Origin of the sequence: Psychrobacter pocilloporae, from assembly GCF_029872915.1 — a bacterium.
GTDB lineage: Bacteria > Pseudomonadota > Gammaproteobacteria > Pseudomonadales > Moraxellaceae > Psychrobacter > Psychrobacter pacificensis.
This window is the reverse complement of sequence record NZ_PGFT01000001.1, coordinates 2,017,378-2,033,369: the sequence shown is the minus strand read 5'-3', so window position 1 is coordinate 2,033,369 and position 15,992 is coordinate 2,017,378. Positions and strand designations below refer to the sequence as shown.

Sequence of the window (15,992 nt, the reverse complement as noted above, 5' to 3'; positions counted from 1 at the left end):
AAATAGTCATGAATACTAGCCCTAATGTAGATAACTACCTTATTGACCACATCGAGCGAAATCAATACTTCCAACGCTCTATCAATATCTATGCTGATAGCAACGATAAAGGTCCTATCAGTAACTTTTACTGTACTGCGTCGTATGAACACATTCTAATGAATATGATTGGTCATATAAAAGGTGGGCAGACAGCATTTACTTGGACAGGCCCGTTTGGATCTGGCAAATCGAGTTTGGCTTTGTTTCTACAGGGCTTGGTAAGTGATGATAAAGAGATTGTTGGAATCGCATCTTCTAAGTTAAGCAAGAAAAATAAGACTGCTATTGTTAAACACTTTAACGCTAAAGACCAACAATGGAAAACGCTTAACTTAACAGGTCAAACGACAGCGCCAGAGCAAATATTTAAAGATGCGCTACAATTACCCTCAAGTGCAGATGCGAAGGATATTCTAGAGGCATTAGATGGCTATATCGATGATGAACAACGTCTGATTATTTTTGTTGATGAGCTAGGCAAGGTGTTTGATGGTGCAGCCAAGAGCCATCGTCCAGATGACATTTATTTTCTGCAGCAGCTTGCTGAATTTGTGAATAGAACCAATGGAAGAATACTTTTAGTTGGTATGTTGCATCAATCTTTTACAGCTTACGCGCGTCAAGCGACTGCAAAAACGCATAATGAATGGATGAAGATTCAGGGTAGGTTTGTCGATTTCGCGATTACATTATCAGTTGAAGAGCAGATCTATCTGATTGGTCAAGTCATTAACATGACTAATGAACAGTTAGAAAAATACAAAAACAGCGATGAGTTCACAACCCAAATCCAATCGCTAGTTGCTAATATTGCTAATTACCGTCAAACCAACTCAGAGAGTTTAACCAAGCTGCTAGGTGATGTATTTCCCCTACATCCGCTTGTAGCAATTTTACTATGTAAATTGTCTCAAAAGAACTTTGGACAAAATCAGCGTAGTATTTTCTCTTTCTTAATGTCTTCTGAACCAAATGGGTTTGGCTATTATCTAAAAAATACTTTGTTGGATGAGTTTGTTCTATTTAAGCCGTATCAGTTTTGGGACTATCTGGATAGTAACTTAAATAGCGCTATTATTGCTTCTGAGTACAGCAAACAATGGCTGTTGTCTCAAACGGCAGTCAACCGTTATGAAGGACTTGATGACGAGGCTGCCGTTAAGTTAATTAAAATAATTGCTTTGATTAGTATTTTCGCAGATGGGACAGGAGTGCATGCGAGTCCTGAGCTATTAAATACACTACTAGATATAAATGAAGAACAACTGCATGAGCTTATCAAGTCGTTAGAATCTGCTTCAATTATATTTTATAGTAAATTTAAACAATCCTACGTGCTTAGTGAAGGGAGCGACTTTAACCTAAACGATGCGGTGAGAGAACAGATTCAGGATCTTGACTCACTACCGTTTGAGCAGCTAGAACAGTTTGAGCCTATCGTTGCAAAAAAACATTATCAACTTACTGGTAGCCTCCGTTGGATGGAAGTGAAACTACTTCCAGTGACTGATGCATTAGAAAATGTACTTATGGGTCTGCAAGATAGTATCAATGCATCGTTAGTCGGATATTTTTGTCTGCTCATACCTAAAAATGATGAAGAAGTATTGTTGGCAACAGAGGTTTGTAAAAAAATAGATAATTCTGATGAGTTTAATAATTTGGTGGTTGCCATCTTAGATAGTCATACGATTATCATCGATATGTTAAAAGATAAGATCGCTTTAAGTAACATCTTGAAAAATGAAGAGAGATTGCTAAACGATAAGATTGCACGTCAAGAAACCGAAGGGCGTTTGGTTGAAATTGAAGATGCTTTGAATACGTTGCTTGATAAGAGTTTAAATGCATCGAAATGGTATAGCAGGCATTTAGCAAGTCCTGAAACCCAATTGAATCGATTCAAGCTTTCAGCGCTTGCATCGACCATCGCCGATAAGCAAGTGACTCAGAACTTCATTTGTAATAACGAGCTGGTCAATCGCAATAAACCCTCACCTAGCGCAAAAGGCGCTATTCGTGAATTGCTTAAACGTATGATTGAATGTAGTGAAGAAGCAAGCTTAGGAATTGATAAGTACCCACCTGAAAAAGGCGTATATGAATCAGTTATTGTCAAAAATGGTTTGCATAAGGCGGATAGTGAAGGTAACTATTATTTTTCTAAGCCCGATAATATGCAGTTACAAGCTATCTGGACGTGTGCTGATAACATCATTGCTGAGGCTAAAGGAGATCTAGTTACTGCTAAGGAGATCTATGAAGCTTGGCAGGCACCTCCTTATGGCGTAAAGGCAGGACTTCATGAAATCTTATATATTGCTTATATATTATCGCGTCATAGTGATTTAGCTAATTATATCAATGGTGAATACAAGCCTTCGGTCCAATACTTATTGGCTGAGTATCTAATTAAAGTCCCTGCTGATGTAGGTGTAAGAGAAGTATCTTTCTTAGAGGGTGTCCAATCGTGGATTCATATTTTGAGAGACAGATTGCAAGAAGAGTTCGGCGCTCGTCTAAATGCTCATATTGAAGATGAACCTTTACCTATTGCTCAAGCATTAGTCAGTATTTTCTATAGTTTGCATCCATGGATTCAACGTACCAACAAATTATCACCTAAAACTAGGCAGCTGCGTGATATTTTGAAAAAAGCAAATGATCCTAACCAATTACTCTTTGATGACTTACCAAAGTTCTTTAACGCCGTAGATGATGATGATGCAAAAGTAGAAAAAATCATCAAAGGTCTACAAGAGTTAGATAAGGTTTATCCAGACCTCGTATCTGAAATAAATATGGGACTACAGAATTATCTTAAAATAAAAGAAGATAGTATTAACCCTTATACTGAAATCAATAAACGTTCAGAAGCTTTATTTGGCAAGTCTGGTGATTATTTGTTAGATGCATTTATAGCTAGACTTGTTAAATACGATGGCTCTATGAATGATGCTGAAAGTCTCATTAGTTTATTAGCAGGCAATAAGCCATCTAAAAAGTGGATTGATCAAGATATCATCAAGGCGCAACAGCGTATTGCGACGTATGGGTTTCAGTTTTTAGAAGCAGAAGTCAATGCTGATGTGAATGCCAGCCCAGATAGACAAAAAGTCGGGGTGATTACTAAGTCTCCTAGTGCAACGACCAGTCGAGTGAGAGAAGCACACATTACCTCTAAAAATATCGAGCCTATCAGTAAAAAGGTAGAAGAAATTGCAAACTCTCTAAAAGCAAGTCAATTCGATATGAACGATAGAATCGCTGTGATTGCAAAGCTCTTAGAAGCTCTAAATGAAGAAGATGCTGAAAAGGAAGAATCCTAAATGTCAAAAATTAAGCACGTATTGGGTATATCAGGTGGTAAAGATAGTGCAGCATTGGCTATTTATATGCGTGATAACTACCCGGATTTAGAGATTGAATACTTCTTTACCGATACAGGTAAAGAGCTTGATGAAGTATATGAGTATCTCTCTTATCTAGAAGGGTACTTAGGTAAAGCTGTACAACATATTAATCCTGATAGAGATTTTGATTTTTGGTTAACTCAGCATAATGACTACTTGCCATCACCCCAGGCTCGCTGGTGTACTATTAAGATGAAACTAAAACCATTTCAAGACTGGGTACAGGGATTTTTAGATGATGGCTATGAGGTGCACTCATATGTCGCTATTCGTTCAGATGAGCCATATCGTACTGGTTATGACTCTAGTGATAAAAAGCTTGTCATTAAATTACCTTTTAGAGAAGATGGTATCGATAAGTCAGGTGTGATGGATATACTAGAAAACTCTGGAGTAGGGTTACCGTCGTATTATGAATGGCGTACACGCAGTGGCTGTACCTTTTGTTTCTTCCAACGCAAGATAGAGTGGGTTGGGCTTCTAGAACGTCATCCTGAAGCTTTTAAAGAGGCTATGGCTTATGAGAAAGAAGCGCTCGCTAATCAAACCCCTTTTACTTGGTCGGAGCGTGAATCACTGGAAGAGCTTAGTCGCCCTGAGCGCATTGCTGAAATTAAAGCCGATCATGAAAAAAGAATAGCAAAAATGAAAAAGCGGATTAAAGTTAATCCGCTTAGACCTAATGGTGAGCCTGAGCTAGATATGGATGATATCTATGGACAAGGCAAAGCATGTGTAATGTGTCATAAATAGCTTTGAGTTTTAGTGACATCTCTGGTTCTGTTTGAATGCATGATGCTGTATCACAGGTAGGCTATATTAGAGACCAGTCCATTCCATCATGAGCATTCGCTGTGTAGAGGTATATTCGTTCCAGCTTGCCTGTGTGACACGGTACATCTGATAAGTCATCTCCCAACACTCATCATGACAGTTTTCAGCGAAGTCCATTTCTTGACGCAATATGTGAAAGCCTGCCTGTGCTTGTAGATACTTCGGACAGGTAGCGAGTAAGAAGTTTTTACCAGTACAGGACTGCATCTGCTTTGCTAGATTTGGTAGGGCGTTTTGCACCGTTTCTATATCTATGACATTAGATAACAGGTGAAAGGTTTCTCGGCATTCACTATCCAATTGCAGTACTGCATCATCGAGAGTGCACTGCTGGCAATGAACAGACACTTGCATGCCATAGACATCTGCTAATCGTTCAATCAGGCGCTTAGCAATGTCTAGGCTTACTTTTGAGGGCTCGATCAGATGTACCTCAAGCGCGCTTTGTTGAGCGACCCCTTTCTGTGCCAGATAATCTATAAAAGCTAAGGTTGCTACGCCTTGACCACAGCCATAATCTATCACGCGCAGGTACTCTGGCACATCACTGGTAACGTCGATCGTTTCGGCTAATAGATGCTGCATACTTTGGTGATGCTGCCAGCCATAAGCAACGATGTAAAATATGGCTTCTTTTTCAGAGATAAGTGCATTCGTCGCTCTATTAGTACGGTTAGAAAAAGCGCTATAGCTTAGGTTTTGAGCAGCATTATGATGAAAGTAGCTGACCATATTTTGATAATAGTCAAAAAAGCCAGCAGTCATAGATTCGCAGGCAGTATCAATCTGAAGTTGAAAAGGTGTTGGCATAACGGTGATCCCCAAGGCAGTTGTTTGATGTCTTGGGGCTATTATTGACCTCTCTGGCTGATGTTTGATAAATCGACAAGCTTGCGAGGATGCATATAAAAAGTACAAAAAAGCCGTCTATCAGTGATAGACGGCTTTTTTATATTGATTTTACGACTTTTTAGACTGAATTGTATGCGAAAGGCGTTGAAAATAAAACGTTTTGATCCCTTCGAAATCAGGGATGAGGGGGGGGAAGCAGCAAAGCACTGCTTTGCCCCGACGCAAGGGAAAATCTGGGATTTTCTGATCAGACTGGTGTATCTCGTCTTCAAAAAATCCTATTTAAAGGATTTTTGTTTGCGAAGCTAAAATTCCAGTGGAATTTTTTAACGCTTCTCACCTTAGAAATCAGGGAGCGTTTCAGACCATTATTTCATGGCTTGTAAGAGTCCGAATAAGTCTTAATCCCTTAGAAATCAGGGAGCGTTTCAGACTTTATACTCTTATGGAAGACAAGGGTATCTCTTTGTCTTAATCCCTTAGAAATCAGGGAGCGTTTCAGACGTATTAATTGTTTGCAAGACTATCTTCGGTGTTGTCTTAATCCCTTAGAAATCAGGGAGCGTTTCAGACCTATAAAACTCCTCAAAGATATAAGCATTAAAAGTCTTAATCCCTTAGAAATCAGGGAGCGTTTCAGACAAAAGAAATAGCCTTTCAGCATTTGATGAGTATGTCTTAATCCCTTAGAAATCAGGGAGCGTTTCAGACGACTCAAAGCTGCACTCTAGAGTTGTCCACTTGTCTTAATCCCTTAGAAATCAGGGAGCGTTTCAGACTGTACAACCATTTTTATTATCAATAAAATCAATAACTTATACTACATATTTTACCCAACATAAGTTGACTTAAAAGTTGGTGTTTTTTTAACCAAATTTTTGCCATAAATTGTATAAATAATAACCAATTATACGTCCAAAACGTTAAATAGTAGCCAATATCTTCGTCAGATAAAGTCTGAATCCGCCCCTAATCGCTTAGGGTGTGAACAGTGATAGCTCACTACGTTATAGTAATAGATGTCTGCATCAAGTGCAAGAGAAGATACGATGGCAAGCGCATACTCATGACAGACTCTCATTTTAGCCTACGATAGATAGTATAAGGTATGGCATTATGCTCAGCCATTTATCTACTCGTCATTATATCTCTATTATTCTGCAGTATAAATGACAAGCTTGTCATAAGCACCGTTATGAGTAGTAGTTGCTATGATAAATCTCACAGTGTCAATGACAAGTGAGGTTGCGATGAGCTTTTTCAATAGAGAGTTAACAGTGGGTGATCATTTGGTTACTAAGCGTTTGGGCTATACGCATCATGGTATCTACTTAGGTAGGGATAAAGTCATACTGACCCATGCTGTCAAATCCGTAGAACCAAACTTGGGAGATTTTAATTACGCAGCCTGACGATAGTAGTCAAACCACACCTGTCTTGGCGCTCGATAGCCCAAGCCCTTTTGAATCCTAGTCTGATTATAATACAGCTCAATATACCCAATGATATCGCTAATGGCTGCAAACCTCGTTTTATAATCTTGATGATATACTAGTTCATTCTTCAAGACGCCCCAGAAGCTTTCTATAGGTGCGTTGTCATAGCAATTACCTTTGCCGCTCATTGAGCCTGTAAACTTATGCTGCTCGATAATCTTATGGTACGCATGGCTACAATATTGGCTACCTCTATCTGAATGAACAATCAGTCCTTGAGTAGGTCGTTTGTTCTTGATTGCCATATTGAGTGCACGGCATACTAAATCAGCGGTCATGCGCTTATTGATAGCGTAGCCGACAAGCTCTTTGGTGTATAAATCTTTCACTCCAGCTAAATATAACCAGCCCTCAGCAGTCCAGATATAGGTAATGTCGCTGACCCATGCTTCGTTAGGACGCTTAGCGTCAAACCTCTGATCTAAAACATTGTCATAGACCAGCTTGTTGTGGTTTGAGTCAGTAGTGACTTTAAAGCGCTTATGACGACGGCATTTGATGCCGTGTTCCTCTTTGATGCTTCTTACCATATACAGGCTAATGTTGTGGCCTTGTTTGCTTAGATGAGCATGCAATCGATCTACGCCATAACGTTCTTTCATTTCACTGTGAGCGGCTTTAACTAGTAGCTCGCACTGATTGCGGTGTACCTGCTGTTCGCTGATGTCACGACTTAGCCAATCGTAGTAGCTTGAGGGCTTAACGCTTAATACACGGCACATAGTAGTGGTGCTAAATATCTGACGATTGTCTTTGATAAAAGCGTACTTTACGGGCTGTTTTTCGCGAAGTACGCGGTCGCCTTTTTTAGAATCTCGCGCTCCTCTTCAGCCACTTTGAGCTGACGCTTGAGCTGCTTTATTTCTTGAAGAGCACTCATAAGGTCAGGATCATATTGCTCTGTGCCAACAAGCTTGCCTTGATTGGCTTTGTTATGCCAGTTTGATAGCGTTTGCATGGCAATACCTAACTGCTTTGCAGTAGCTGAGATATTGCCATTATTATCTGCTATCTTCTTGACAGCTTCAGCTTTAAATTCGTTACTGTAGGTTCTTAATTTCTTGGTCATGGTAAACTCCTATAATTGTGCTTAGTTTACCAAGTTTAGTTGTACGGTTTCTTCAGCATAGCTCATACACTACTCTGGACTTGCTAATGGTCTACGTGCCGGACCCGTCGAGATTACAAGTTTGGATCACTTCTCTCAAGGCAAGCCCACCTACGTTCAGTCGTATGACAATAGGGTATTTTGTCATAAGCAAACTGTTAAACGTGCTCGTAGCCGTTTGACTGAAGATAAGTATAATCTGCTGACCAATAACTGTGAACATTTCATCAACTGGTGTATTTATGGAAAAGCGCGTAGTGAACAAGTCTCCAATGTAGCGATATACATACTAAGTGGGAGCGTAAGTGGCATTGGTAGCGGCCATATAGTAGCCAATACCATCCTTCGACTATCCAGAGGGTTATTATAACTGCGCCAAATAGTAGCGCGTGATCGTGTCTATTATAGTGTCTCTTTAAATAACTGTTTAAAGCGATCCTTTAACGAAGCATGCAACCGCGTAGGATCTTTCATTATCTGGCGTATCTTATCTTTGCCAGAGGCGGTGCCATGCACCATGGCATTTCTAAATTCTTTAAAATCCTTAAACTTATCTTTTGAGTCTATCAAATGATCATAAGCGTTTTTGCGATCTTGAAAGTTATGAACGTTGTCATTGTTTAGAGCGGTTTCTCTGGAGATCAGTCCTTCCATCGCATAGACGACCGCTCGTACATAGTCTTTTCTCTTTAGGTATTTTTCGGCCAGATCTTGCTCTTGTAGCCCTAGCGACGATTTTTTGTACCACGAGAGCCGTTTGGCTAATGGCTCATAAAATAAGCTATACAGCGGCGCATCTGCAGTATGCAGTGCCTCTAATTTTGGCATGATTTGTGTCAGCTTGGCACTTGCGCCACTGGCATTGAGCAAGCGCTCTAAATAGCTGGCTCGCTCTAGCTCATCCGCAGAAGTCTTGTCCAGCCCGATAGTGACCAGTAATGGGGCAAACACGGCATAATCCCCATCTTTATCAAAAGTCTCAAGGGCGCTGACCCAGTCGAGCATATCTAGCAAGCCGCGCAGCTCTAATACCTCAGATACTTTGAGCTCGGCCGAGTGAAAACCATAATAAATATGTTGGATATGCACGTTTTTGGTAACTTGTAGGTAGCGCGCTGCAACCAATGCAATCAGTGGTAAATGGCGAAAGCCATGAGTGACATCCATGACCACTTGCTCATTTTCAACCAGTAGCTCGTCGAGTTTTTTGAGTATACTGACTTGTCCTGTAGCATCTTTGGCATAATCGATCAGCTGGCAGGTGACATTTAGACCTAGCTTTTCAGTCAAAAACTGCTCAAAAGGCTGTAACTGAGCTACGGTCACAGAATCGTCTATCACTGCTTGTGATAACTCGCTCCATTCTTCTAAATAGTTTTCGAATCCAGCCTCAAAAAACACATCCCACATACTGCCTGATGTCCCCAGCAAAACCAGTTTGTCAGGTTTCACTTCTTTGGTGAGTACCAATCCAAAGTAGCGTTCATCTTTATAAAGTGTCCCATCTGAGAATTTATAATCTGTGCTTCTATAGCTGTCACCTTGTTTACCACCACCCAAAAAGCTGATTAGCGTCGTCACTTGGTATTTATCCTCTTATTAGGGTTATTTGGTCGCAATAATGTTGCATATAGTTATACGTGCCAGTAGCGCAGGCTATAGCAAAAACCAGTTGCATTGATTGTATTTTATATCAGCTATAAAAAACAGGGCAAAGGTTTAAAACCTTTGCCCTGTCATCGTAAGCCAGTCATAAATCTGATCTGCGCCTTGTGTAAGCGTGCCCCACACGCTTACTAACTCTTTAGAAAATCCTATTTAAAGGATTTTTACTTGCGAAGCTAAAATTCCAGTGGAATTTTTAACGTCTTGCTCGAGCATAGCTCTGCGCCTTGCGCTTCGGGTAAGTGTCTCCCAGACACTTACTGATCCTCGCTCACCTTATAAATCAGGGATGAGGAGGGAAGCAGCAAAGCAGTGCTTTGCCCCGACGCAAGGGAAAATCTGGGATTTTCCGATTTCAGACATTGTGACAGTCGTCTTTCAGAAAATCCTATTTAGCCTGTTGTGTCAAACTTTACAGAATTTGCGAGAATGCAAATTCTCTTGCGCTTGATTGAGGCAGTGTTTCGTTATTTCCTCAGAAAATTCCATTTAAGGAATTTTCTCTTGCGAGACTAAAATTGGCATGCAATTTTTTAACGTCTCTCACCTTAGAAATCAGGGAGCGTTTCAGACGAAGATGAAGCTAGAGATTTGTATTTAGGGTGCGTCTTAATCCCTTAGAAATCAGGGAGCGTTTCAGACAAACAACTGGGGTAGAAAAAAGCTACCGGAATGTCTTAATCCCTTAGAAATCAGGGAGCGTTTCAGACTTAACAATGAATGGATTATTCAGCCTCCATATGTCTTAATCCCTTAGAAATCAGGGAGCGTTTCAGACCGATAAGACAGTTGAAGAGGTTCAACGTCAGATGTCTTAATCCCTTAGAAATCAGGGAGCGTTTCAGACGTAGATCATCTGCTAGAACAGATTCTTCTGCTGTCTTAATCCCTTAGAAATCAGGGAGCGTTTCAGACAAAGATTTAATCATTAGTGCAATTCGTTGTGCTGTCTTAATCCCTTAGAAATCAGGGAGCGTTTCAGACACATCCTCGTTTGGCTGCTACCATTTGGTAGTGGGTCTTAATCCCTTAGAAATCAGGGAGCGTTTCAGACATTACTGTACTAGCAGATACAGATGCATATACCGTCTTAATCCCTTAGAAATCAGGGAGCGTTTCAGACGGAAGATGCTAAACAAATGGCGATAGACTTTAAGTCTTAATCCCTTAGAAATCAGGGAGCGTTTCAGACAGACTACCTAATAATATATCCACATTAAGTCGAAACGTCTTAATCCCTTAGAAATCAGGGAGCGTTTCAGACTGTACAACCATTTTTATTATCAATAAAATCAATAACTTACATATCTTATTTTACCCAACATAAGTCGACTTAAAAGTTGGTGATTTTTTAACCAATTTTTTGCCATAAATTGTATAAATAATAACCAATTATACGTCCAAAACGTTAAATAGTAGCCAATATCTTCGTCAGATAAAGTCTGAATCCGCCCCTAATCACTTAGGGTGTGAATAATCATAGCTCACTACATTATAATAATAGATGTCTGCATCAAGTGCAAGATGCGATGTGCCACTGAGACAAGCGATAAAAAATCAGTCATTAACGAGCTATTAGAGAGCCGTTTTATGTATAGCGGCTGGCTAGTGATTGTTATAGTGTGATTTCTCCTATATCACTGAACATCATAATGTCATCACAACGCTTGCCAATCACAAAGGCATTTTCTAACGGTTCGACCTCATATATACGCACATCGTCGTCATCTTTATGGATAATCTTTTGTATAGCGATGATGAAGCGATCCATCGCTTGATGCGTCATCGATCCATAGTACACCGAGTACTGTAATTGCAAAAATTGATTGCTGACTAGCCGCTGCAAGCGTTGAAGTCTCTTTTTTTCACTGATGTCATAGGCAATGATAAAACACGTCTTTTTCATAGTCATATCAGAACCTATGGTGAGAGACAGTATCAACGATAGTATCCAAGCGCGTATCCTTATCGCCATTTCATCACTTTATCAAAGAGAGGGGTGCGAGGACTCAGGGTGATGACTGACGAAGGATAGAGATGAGGGCACTGTTTTATCAGAATGATAAAGCTGTATGCGGTTTTGCCATAGCCAAGCATGGCTTAAGGCGTGTTTACTCAGTATGGGGCGAATGCCAGAGAATGCCTTATAGAATTTACTACGTCCAGACTTTAGTAGCTCACATGGATAGCTGCTATCGTCAGATATAGCAGAATCACCAGACAGACTAAAATCTTCCAAGACCAAAATGCGTTGTTCAAACAACGTCCATACCCAAAAATCAACCGTACCGCGCTGCAACTCAACAAAGTCACAGGCCAAAGACTGCCTGCCATAGCTTGTACTGTGTAGCACGCCATAATAAGGATCAAACCCAACACTATATATGGCTTGCTGATATAGATGCTGTAGTAGGGTATAAGACAAGGACAAAACCACATTGACAGGGTCTTTGGGTGGGCGTCTATTACGGGAGCGAAATTGTAGATCATCCGCAAAAAACTGCTGATAACATTTGAAATAAATGGCAGAGCCAATACCCTCTGTACCGAGTAGGCTCGCTATCTGATAATGAGGTATGTGGTCGTTATAGACTCTCGATGGATGGCTGGGCGGGACAGCTGCGGTCGGATAATGCTTACGGAACTTATCTCGCAAGCTTTTGAGCTTCTGTACTGCTTCATCTATCTCTGCAAGCTGCGATTCTGTGATGGCAGCGCGGTTGCGCTGATCTGTGCTGCCTGATGTTTGGGTAATCGCTGCTATGTAATGCTGCTTTAATTTGATTAGTACATTTGCTTGTTGGTGCAGTTTAAGCCTGACCAGTACCGATGCCCAGTAACTTTTCGATGATGCCTGATGAATGACATCGTATTGCTGTATTCGGCGCTCTGTAGCGGCATGCCAACTACCCAATAAAAAGCACGCCTCGCCCGTTCGACCACTGGGTATCACACATAGACTCACGTTGTTTTCAGATAGTCGAGTCAAGAGACTACTACTCAAGTCTACTTGGGTGGTAATGGTTAGGCTCTGTATCTGAGATATAGGAATACTCAACGGCTTAGCAAAGCTTGGGTGTTGAATGATGAGCAGGTTTCGCTGCGAGTAGATCTGACTGCCTTTTTTGTCGATGACTATATTTTGCATCACAGCCTCCTAAGCAAATGATTACCCAATATAAAAATGATCTATCGCTGCATCCTTTGGTTTTGAAGGATTGTCCTTTGCCACCTGCGACCAGTATGTATTAAGGGTCTTGACAATAAAGAATGCATCGCCTGTTTCGACTTTGGAGACAGCAAACTCGCTCAATTGTTGCATACTATCTGTTGATAACAGACACTCATAGGCAGACTGCTGACCTGTTGCGCTATAGCTCTTGATGTTATAGCGCAGCAGAGCTTGGCGCTTTGGTTCACTAATATCATAGCCGACAAGATATAGCCGTTGTGTCATAGTCTGACGTCCATAAGTGTGCTGCATCGACCGGAAGTAAGATCTGTGAACAGAGCGATGCTAGATGAGATGGCTTTGAGTTTGACCGTATATAGATGCGCTTTAAGTATGAATCGTACGAAAAGTCAGATTGACACGACCTTCTTTGACCTTTTTTTGTTTGGGGACACTATGCTGCCAATGATGCTGCAATGCACCTGCCATCACGAGTATGCTACCGTGCTGGAGCGGTATCTCTAGTTTGATAGTATGATCCTCACGGCGGCGTAGCAAAAACCGCCTGCTAGCTCCAAAGTTCACCGAGGCGATGAGTGGGTTTGTGCCAAGCTCAGGCTCAGCGTCTGTATGCCAACTGATATGGTCATTGCCGGAGCGATACCAGTTGAGCAGTACGCTGTTGAACTGTCTTTTGCAGATGGGCACGAGCGCTGCTCGCAACTCTAGCAGGATATCATTCCATGGTTTGGGCTGTAGGGTGATACCCGAGTAGGTATAGGGCTTATCATTATCGCCATACCATGCCGATAGCCGAGGCAAATCATGAGTTTTGCCAAACATACTCACGCTGTCTTGTTGCCACTGTATGTTTTTGAAGGGCAGCGCACCAATATCACTCTGCTGATGCCAGTCGTGAGTGCTATGGTCGATGCCATCGCACGCTAGCAAACTGTCTATGATGCTATCGCTGAGCGTACTATCGAAGTATCGCGGCGCGTAGTAGAGTCTGCCATCTGGTATATCGATCACGATGCCTTTACCATCATCATGAATATGAGCAGGGTAGTCAGACTGCATAAATTTGCCATCGATAATGAAGTTGGTCAATGCAGATGCAGAATCGTCTGTCGGTAGGCTGTCAAATAAATCCATAATAACGCTCCTCAAAAATATAATATCAGTTGCACTTGGCACTAATCGTTCTATAAGCTTTTTGACTTCGCATTATGATTAAGCAGCCAAGTCTGTCTTGCCTGCATCATCGAGTGAGTTTTTGAAACACAGCCCCATCATCACACCACGAGAGTGAGAGTGCCGCCAATGATTACTGGTCACTGAGTATATCTCACTCTCAACAGAGAAGTCAGTGATGTCTTGTTTGACCGTCACCCCGCCTAATGACTGCTTTAGCTGCTGCAGACCCGTATAGTTATTTGAATACTGCGGACCCACAGCGATGACCATCTGTTTGCCATCGATAGCTTGCAGATAGGTAGACAGTGTTGGAATTATCTGCTGTATCTTAGGGATATCTAGTACGTTAGAGAATAGATGCAGAGAATAATCTGCTGGCGCAAGTTTATGACTGTCTGCCGCCAAAAACCCAGCAAGATCCGTATGGTATTGATGAATAACGACATTGGCAGCGATACGTGATGACATTTTGCTCACCAATAGTACCGCTATATCAAGCGTAGTCTGTGAAGGCTCCACCAGATAAAAGTTCAACGTAAAGTTCTCACAGTTGACGTACGTTTCAATATAGCTCAATAGGGCTAGGCTAGCGATGGCTTGTCCACAGCCATAATCTACAACATTGATCGTTTTGGTAACGGCCTTTGTACGTGTACTGCGCCCCATGATTTGACCAATAACGCTACTGAAGCGGTCAAAATGACTCTTACCATATAGCGTAGTATAAGTTATCGCCTGCTCAACCGAGCATAGCGGCGTCTTTGCACGGTTGGTCATCTGCGCAAAGGTTGAATAAGGCAGTGTCTTATAAACTTCTGAGACATAAGCGCCAACCATCGCATTATAATAACGATCAAATCCATGCAGTTGCAATTGGTCAGCTGCATGAGCCATTTGCTGTGCCATATTTTGTACAGTTTTTTCTGCTTGGTTATATGCGATCATTTGTGTCTCTCCACTAGGCGGTTGATGTGCCCATTATGGAAGAGATAAGTGGTGCATAAGCAAAACGACAAGCTTGCGAGAGTTTGGCGGTAAACTATCTACCAAAAGCAAAAAACCACCTTGATAGGTGGTTTTCCGTTTTTAATCTTCTGCAAATTACAGTGTAATTTTCTAACGGCTGCGCGAGCATAGCTCTGCGCTTCGGGCGAGTATGTCCCATGATTATCAATCCTCCAGAAAATTTTATTTAAAGGATTTTTACTTGCGAGACTAAAATTGGCATGCAATTTTTTGACGTTTTGCTCGAGCATAGCTCTGCGCCTTGCGCTTCGGGTAAGTGTCTCCCAGACACTTACTGATCCTCGCTCACCTTAGAAATCAGGGATGAGGAGGGAAGCAGCAAAGCACTGCTTTGCCCCGACGCAAGGGAAAATCTGGGATTTTCTGTTCAGACTGGTGTATCTCGTCTTCAAAAAATCCTATTTAAAGGATTTTTACTTGCGAAGCTAAAATTCCAGTGTAATTTTTTAACGTCTTGCTCGAGCATAACTCTGCGCCTTGCTCTTCGGGTAAGTGTCTCCCAGACACTTACTGATCCTCGCTCACCTTAGAAATCAGGGAGCAGTTCAGACTGATAACCTACCTCTCCGGTGGTTGTATTCTCAGTCTTAATCCCTTAGAAATCAGGGAGCGTTTCAGACCTCGTCTATGTGCAGGTACTGATGGTATTAAAGTCTTAATCCCTTAGAAATCAGGGAGCGTTTCAGACTGGTAATCAATACCAGAGAGCAGTTTACCGTCAGTCTTAATCCCTTAGAAATCAGGGAGCGTTTCAGACTAAAAACTTCAATCCTAAATCTAACCCAACATAGGTCTTAATCCCTTAGAAATCAGGGAGCGTTTCAGACTGAGCAATCATTAGAGGTTAAGTGGAACAAACGGTCTTAATCCCTTAGAAATCAGGGAGCGTTTCAGACTCATGAGCAATGGGGTGCTCCAATGGAGTTTCATAGTCTTAATCCCTTAGAAATCAGGGAGCGTTTCAGACACATGGCTAAAGTAGTCAATTACTGGAGGTATTGTCTTAATCCCTTAGAAATCAGGGAGCGTTTCAGACTGACTGCCGATAGAGTCGATGGCACTAGCTGGAGTCTTAATCCCTTAGAAATCAGGGAGCGTTTCAGACTACTAAGGACTCCTAACCCTTTCACTATTATATAGTCTTAATCCCTTAGAAATCAGGGAGCGTTTCAGACATCTCAATACGT

At 41.5% G+C, this 15,992-nt stretch carries 12 protein-coding genes and 3 CRISPR repeat arrays (1 of these 15 running past the window's edge); of the genes, 4 read left to right on the top strand and 8 right to left on the bottom strand.

Translation table 11 applies throughout. From position 1 onward, the window contains the following. The first annotated feature begins 8 nt into the window (after positions 1-8). Positions 9-3,371, top strand: coding sequence for a hypothetical protein (locus CUR83_RS08665; protein WP_284719485.1), 3,363 nt, complete (start codon positions 9-11; stop codon positions 3,369-3,371). After that, a complete protein-coding gene (locus CUR83_RS08660) occupies positions 3,372-4,208 on the top strand; it encodes a phosphoadenosine phosphosulfate reductase domain-containing protein (RefSeq protein ID WP_284719484.1) in 837 nt (278 codons plus the stop codon). Positions 4,209-4,274: 66 nt separating this feature from the next. Here CUR83_RS08660 and CUR83_RS08655 read toward each other — a convergent pair whose 3' ends face one another. Continuing rightward, positions 4,275-5,099, bottom strand: a complete 825-nt coding sequence (locus CUR83_RS08655) for a class I SAM-dependent methyltransferase (RefSeq protein WP_284719483.1) — start codon at positions 5,097-5,099, stop codon at positions 4,275-4,277. Positions 5,100-5,471: 372 nt separating this feature from the next. Further along, positions 5,472-5,920: direct repeats of the CRISPR family, unit length 36 nt; unit sequence GTCTTAATCCCTTAGAAATCAGGGAGCGTTTCAGAC. 471 nt (positions 5,921-6,391) lie between these two features. Here CUR83_RS08655 and CUR83_RS08650 point away from each other — a divergent pair. Beyond that, positions 6,392-6,553 carry a lecithin retinol acyltransferase family protein gene (locus CUR83_RS08650; RefSeq protein WP_284719482.1) on the top strand — a complete coding sequence of 54 codons (162 nt, stop codon included), beginning with the start codon at positions 6,392-6,394 and terminating at the stop codon, positions 6,551-6,553. Here CUR83_RS08650 and CUR83_RS08645 read toward each other — a convergent pair. Continuing rightward, positions 6,541-7,706, bottom strand: a protein-coding gene (locus CUR83_RS08645) for an IS3 family transposase (RefSeq protein WP_284719421.1) whose coding sequence is annotated in 2 segments (ribosomal slippage) — positions 6,541-7,448 and positions 7,448-7,706 — 1,167 coding nt in all. Because the reading frame shifts where the segments join, the coding sequence is not laid out codon by codon here. The two genes, CUR83_RS08650 and CUR83_RS08645, sit on opposite strands and share 13 nt — an antisense overlap. Before the next feature lie 64 nt (positions 7,707-7,770). Here CUR83_RS08645 and CUR83_RS13460 point away from each other — a divergent pair. Then, entirely contained in the window at positions 7,771-8,115 is a 345-nt protein-coding gene (locus CUR83_RS13460) for a lecithin retinol acyltransferase family protein (RefSeq protein ID WP_425301326.1), read from the top strand. 32 nt (positions 8,116-8,147) lie between these two features. Here CUR83_RS13460 and csx2 read toward each other — a convergent pair whose 3' ends face one another. From csx2 to CUR83_RS08615, 6 genes are all read right to left on the bottom strand, one after another. Next, complete coding sequence (csx2, locus tag CUR83_RS08640) at positions 8,148-9,326, bottom strand: TIGR02221 family CRISPR-associated protein (RefSeq protein ID WP_284719481.1); 1,179 nt, start codon at positions 9,324-9,326, stop codon at positions 8,148-8,150. 690 nt (positions 9,327-10,016) lie between these two features. After that, positions 10,017-10,674: direct repeats of the CRISPR family, unit length 36 nt; unit sequence GTCTTAATCCCTTAGAAATCAGGGAGCGTTTCAGAC. 351 nt (positions 10,675-11,025) lie between these two features. Then, complete coding sequence (gene cas2 / locus CUR83_RS08635) at positions 11,026-11,322, bottom strand: CRISPR-associated endonuclease Cas2 (RefSeq protein WP_284719480.1); 297 nt, start codon at positions 11,320-11,322, stop codon at positions 11,026-11,028. 75 nt (positions 11,323-11,397) lie between these two features. Further along, positions 11,398-12,558 (bottom strand): CRISPR-associated endonuclease Cas1, encoded by a 1,161-nt coding sequence (cas1, locus tag CUR83_RS08630; RefSeq protein WP_284719479.1) that lies wholly within the window; start codon positions 12,556-12,558, stop codon positions 11,398-11,400. Between the two features lie 21 nt (positions 12,559-12,579). Then, positions 12,580-12,867, bottom strand: a complete 288-nt coding sequence (cas2, locus tag CUR83_RS08625; RefSeq protein WP_284719478.1) for a CRISPR-associated endonuclease Cas2 — start codon at positions 12,865-12,867, stop codon at positions 12,580-12,582. Positions 12,868-12,969: 102 nt separating this feature from the next. Next, positions 12,970-13,737 carry an alpha-ketoglutarate-dependent dioxygenase AlkB family protein gene (locus CUR83_RS08620; RefSeq protein WP_284719477.1) on the bottom strand — a complete coding sequence of 256 codons (768 nt, stop codon included), beginning with the start codon at positions 13,735-13,737 and terminating at the stop codon, positions 12,970-12,972. Between the two features lie 78 nt (positions 13,738-13,815). Beyond that, positions 13,816-14,724, bottom strand: coding sequence for a hypothetical protein (locus CUR83_RS08615; RefSeq protein ID WP_284719476.1), 909 nt, complete (start codon positions 14,722-14,724; stop codon positions 13,816-13,818). A gap of 665 nt (positions 14,725-15,389) precedes the next feature. Then, positions 15,390-15,992: direct repeats of the CRISPR family, unit length 36 nt; unit sequence GTCTTAATCCCTTAGAAATCAGGGAGCGTTTCAGAC (it continues 57 nt past the right edge of the window).

Bases quoted from the DNA above. Each gene is read 5' to 3' on its own strand.
- CUR83_RS08665 (WP_284719485.1), top strand. From the start codon at position 9: ATGAATACTAGCCCTAATGTAGATAACTACCTTATTGACCACATCGAG.
- CUR83_RS08660 (WP_284719484.1), top strand. From the start codon at position 3,372: ATGTCAAAAATTAAGCACGTATTGGGTATATCAGGTGGTAAAGATAGT.
- CUR83_RS08655 (WP_284719483.1), bottom strand. From the start codon at position 5,099: ATGCCAACACCTTTTCAACTTCAGATTGATACTGCCTGCGAATCTATG.
- CUR83_RS08650 (WP_284719482.1), top strand. From the start codon at position 6,392: ATGAGCTTTTTCAATAGAGAGTTAACAGTGGGTGATCATTTGGTTACT.
- cas2 (WP_284719480.1), bottom strand. From the start codon at position 11,322: ATGACTATGAAAAAGACGTGTTTTATCATTGCCTATGACATCAGTGAA.
- cas1 (WP_284719479.1), bottom strand. From the start codon at position 12,558: ATGCAAAATATAGTCATCGACAAAAAAGGCAGTCAGATCTACTCGCAG.
- cas2 (WP_284719478.1), bottom strand. From the start codon at position 12,867: ATGACACAACGGCTATATCTTGTCGGCTATGATATTAGTGAACCAAAG.
- CUR83_RS08620 (WP_284719477.1), bottom strand. From the start codon at position 13,737: ATGGATTTATTTGACAGCCTACCGACAGACGATTCTGCATCTGCATTG.
- CUR83_RS08615 (WP_284719476.1), bottom strand. From the start codon at position 14,724: ATGATCGCATATAACCAAGCAGAAAAAACTGTACAAAATATGGCACAG.